This window comes from Kitasatospora sp. NPDC057512 (assembly GCF_042802135.1).
GTDB lineage: Bacteria > Actinomycetota > Actinomycetes > Streptomycetales > Streptomycetaceae > Kitasatospora.
This window is the reverse complement of the sequence record NZ_JBHVET010001034.1, coordinates 1-2,293: the sequence shown is the minus strand read 5'-3', so window position 1 is coordinate 2,293 and position 2,293 is coordinate 1. Positions and strand designations below refer to the sequence as shown.

Sequence of the window (2,293 nt, the reverse complement as noted above, 5' to 3'; positions counted from 1 at the left end):
TGTCACGGGTGCCCGCCCACCGGCATGTCTGGCGCGCTTGCGGTACGTCGGCGGACCTCCCCCGAGGACACGGCCGCCGTCCGTCGTTCCCCGGACAGGAGGCCGGGGCTGCGCGCGGAGCGGATGGTGGGTCGGTGGACGGTCCTACTTGGGCGCCTTCTTGCCGGTGACGCCCAGGTACACCAGGGGAGCGAGGTTGGGCTTGAGGTCCTTGACCTTGACGCCCCAGGAGGTGAAGGCCTTCTGGTGCTCGGCCGCCGAGGCGAGCAGCGAGACCAGGGCCCCGGCCACGGCGTTCGGGTCGAGCGACTTGTCGGCCTGACCCTTCGCCTGGAGTTCCCTGACGGCCTCCGCGAGCGGCTTGGCGACCGCGTTGAGGACCGTCATGCGGATCTTGAAGAACCGCTTGTCCCCTTCGGCGGCACCGAGCGTGACCACTCGGAGAATGGCGTCGTTCTTGCGCCAGAAGGCGAGGAATCCGTCGACCAGTTCTTCCGAAGTGGTCGGTCCGGACTTCCCTGCCCAGGACTTTCCAGCCACCAGCTCTTTGAGCTGGTCGGCGTCCTTGGCCATTTCCTCGGCGATTTCGAGGACAGCGCCCTCGACATCCGGGAAGTACTGGTAGAAGGTCGCGGGGGAGGTACCCGCCATACGGGCGACGTCGATGACCTTGACGTCCCGATAGGGCGACGTGCTGAGCATCTCGCGGAGGCAGTCGAGCAGCTTCTGCCGCGTCTCCTGTCCGCGTCGCCCGGCGACGCGACCGTCGACGGTGCGAACTTGTCCTGTCATGCCGTCAGCTTACCGTGGCACGATCTTGGCGCGATTCGGTGATGCGACTATTACTCCGCACGGGGGTTGGTATAGCGGCATGAACCACTTCGGACGGATATTCACCGGGCTTCGAAGCCCCTGTTTGAAGCCCCCCCGTGTGCTTGCGATCTCACAGCGTGACGGCGAGTCCGCTGAGGGGTGGTCGGGTGACAGAGCGTGACGATGACCGAAGAGTGCGATGCCGTCCGGAAGTGGACGGTCCGGGACCCCGCGCGCAAGCCGCCCCCGGAGCGGGCGTCAGGATCCGGCCGTTCCGTCCTCGCTGGTCAGAGGCCTGTCCGGGGCGTCCGCCGGGCCCGGACGAGGTGTTTCGGGGGGTGGGGGAGGTTGGATATGCGCGGGACGGCATTGGAGAATCGGGTCCGGCACCACGCGGCGGGTGCGGACAACGGGGAGGTGGCAGCGGAGTGGACCAGCTGACGGCGCACGATCCGAGGCGGATCGGGCCCTTCGAGGTGCTGGGGCGGCTCGGCGCGGGTGGGATGGGGCTGGTCTACCTGGCGCGTTCCGCGGCCGGGCGGCGGGTGGCCATCAAGACCGTGCGGGGTGAGCTGGCCGAGGACGAGCTGTTCCGGGTCCGCTTCGCCCGGGAGATCGCGGCGGCCAAGACGGTCGGCGGCTTCTACACGGCGGCCGTGGTGGACGCCGACGCGGACGCCCGGGTGCCCTGGCTGGCCACCGCCTACATCCCGGCGCCCTCGCTGGAGGACCTGGTCGAGGAGTGCGGCCCGCTGCCGGTGGAGGCCACCCGCTGGCTGGTCGCCGGCATCGCCGAGGCCCTGGAGTCCATCCACGCGGCCGGGCTGATCCACCGCGACCTCAAGCCCTCCAACGTCCTGGTGGTCGAGGACGGCCCGAAGGTGATCGACTTCGGCATCGCGGCCGGGGTCTCCAGCACCCGGCTCACCATGACCAACGTCGCGGTCGGCACCCCCGCCTACATGTCCCCCGAGCAGGCCCGGGACAGCCGCACCGTCCGGGGCGCCAGCGACGTCTTCTCGCTCGGCTCGCTGATGGTCTTCTGCGCCACCGGGCACCCGCCCTACCGGGGCACCAACCCGGTCGAGACGGTGTTCCAGCTGCTGCGCGAGGAGCCGGACCTGACCGGCATGCCGCCCGAGCTGATGGACCTGGTCCGCCGCTGCATGCAGCAGGCCCCCGAGCGCCGGCCCACCCCGGCGCAGATCCAGACCGAGCTCGCCCCGCACCTCTTCTCCCGGGACGACGCCACCGGCGAGGCCGGGGACTGGCTGCCCGCCCACGCGCTGGAGCTGATCGAGCGCAAGCGGGGCCGGCGCCCGGCCGCCCCGCCGCCGCGCCCGCCGGCCGAGCCGGCCCAGCCGCCCCCGCACCCCCAGGCGCCGCCCCCGCACGTCCCGCCGCAGCACCTCGGCCCGGCCGACCCGCGCACCAACCCGGGCGGGCGGCACGCGCAGCCGCCGGCCGGGCCGGTGCAGAG

Annotated in this window: 2 protein-coding genes; one reads left to right on the top strand and one right to left on the bottom strand. The window is 71.7% G+C overall.

Annotated features, from left to right (window positions below; genetic code table 11):
* Nucleotides 1-144: 144 nt before the first annotated feature.
* The gene (locus tag ACFU6K_RS37190; protein ID WP_049651546.1) at nt 145-792 is read right to left on the bottom strand and encodes a TetR family transcriptional regulator; all 648 of its coding nucleotides are present in this window, start codon (nt 790-792) and stop codon (nt 145-147) included.
* Between the two features lie 449 nt (nt 793-1,241).
* Between ACFU6K_RS37190 and ACFU6K_RS37185 the strand changes: the two genes are divergently transcribed.
* On the top strand, nt 1,242-2,293 hold a 1,052-nt coding region (locus tag ACFU6K_RS37185; RefSeq protein WP_380670803.1), incomplete at its 3' end, for a serine/threonine-protein kinase.